The sequence below is a fragment of the Cupriavidus basilensis genome (genome assembly GCF_029335485.1).
Taxonomy (GTDB): Bacteria; Pseudomonadota; Gammaproteobacteria; order Burkholderiales; family Burkholderiaceae; genus Cupriavidus; species Cupriavidus basilensis_E.
In genome coordinates this window covers 1-1,104 of sequence record NZ_JARJLM010000076.1, presented here as the reverse complement: position 1 = coordinate 1,104, position 1,104 = coordinate 1, and the positions used below count along the sequence as shown (strand labels likewise).

Genomic DNA, 1,104 nt, shown 5'->3' with positions numbered 1-1,104 from the left:
TGGGGGTGGCCACGCGCCGCGGATCGAAGCCGCTGTCCGGCTCGACCACCGCGATATCGAAGGCCTGGAGAGCGTCCACCGGCGGCTTGCTGCCGTAGTGGAAGGCAATATTGGGAGCCCGGGCTGCCGCCGGAGGCACCACCTGCGCATGCGCTGGACATTGCCAGGCGGCAAGCACGGCGAGCAGCAAGCCCAGTGATGCCCTCGCTATCGGCATGGCCTGGATCGCCTCCACCATGGACGGCACGCGGCGCATTGCGCCGTACAATCGCAACAGACTCACTTGCAGACCCTTTTCTTATTTTCCAATCCCCTCAGCAAGCCATGCGGCTCACTGCATCCAGCAGGATGCCCCCGAGACACGCCCTTTGAGGTAATTCTCCAAGAATACGCTGGCCAGGGCCGGTTCGATCAAATGAGCTTGATATCGTTGGAGCGACAATCCGCGCGACCGGGCATCATCGATTCACCAACATGCCGGTGACCACGGCCCGGAACATAACATAGCGGCCGTATACCCGGGCAGCATTATCGCTCTATCCCTGGCCGCGATGGTTCTCGCCGCCGCATTCGTCTACGCCGGTGGGCATGAGCCCACCACCATATGGGGAGGCAATGCAGAGCCTGAGGAAGGCACCACAAGCTACGATTACGGCGAGAAGGGTTGTCATGGATCAGCTTCACCACAGATGTGTTGGCGGGTCGATAGGGTACCAACCCTTGCTGACTTTGACTGCAAAAGATTGTCAACCCCATTTTGGGGCAACTGGAGGTATTGGAGGTATTTTTCCTGCTGAAAGCTCAGCAGCACAAATGTTTTTGGAGGGGTCAGAAACGGCCAGAGTAGGGATTATGCAGGCGCGATCCGTCCGGTGCAAAGCACGCCATATGTGTGTGTGGCATGCATTTTCAGACCTTAAATAGCAAAACCCCCCAGTACTATCGTACTGGGGGGTTTCAAGGGAGAGCCTGGCGATTACCTACTTTCACACGGGTATCCGCACTATCATCGGCGTGGAGTCGTTTCACGGTCCTGTTCGGGATGGGAAGGGGTGGTTCCAACTCGCTATGGTCACCAGGCATAAACGGTGTGCCGCGCTGACT

1 protein-coding gene and 1 rRNA gene are annotated in these 1,104 nt (G+C 58.2%); both read right to left on the bottom strand.

Annotated features, from left to right (window positions below; genetic code table 11):
• Window positions 1-217 (bottom strand): hypothetical protein (locus P3W85_RS04515; RefSeq protein WP_276263879.1); only part of this gene is annotated, 217 nt, incomplete at its 3' end.
• Window positions 218-967: 750 nt separating this feature from the next.
• A 5S ribosomal RNA gene (gene rrf / locus P3W85_RS04510) occupies window positions 968-1,080 on the bottom strand.
• Window positions 1,081-1,104 lie beyond the last annotated feature (24 nt).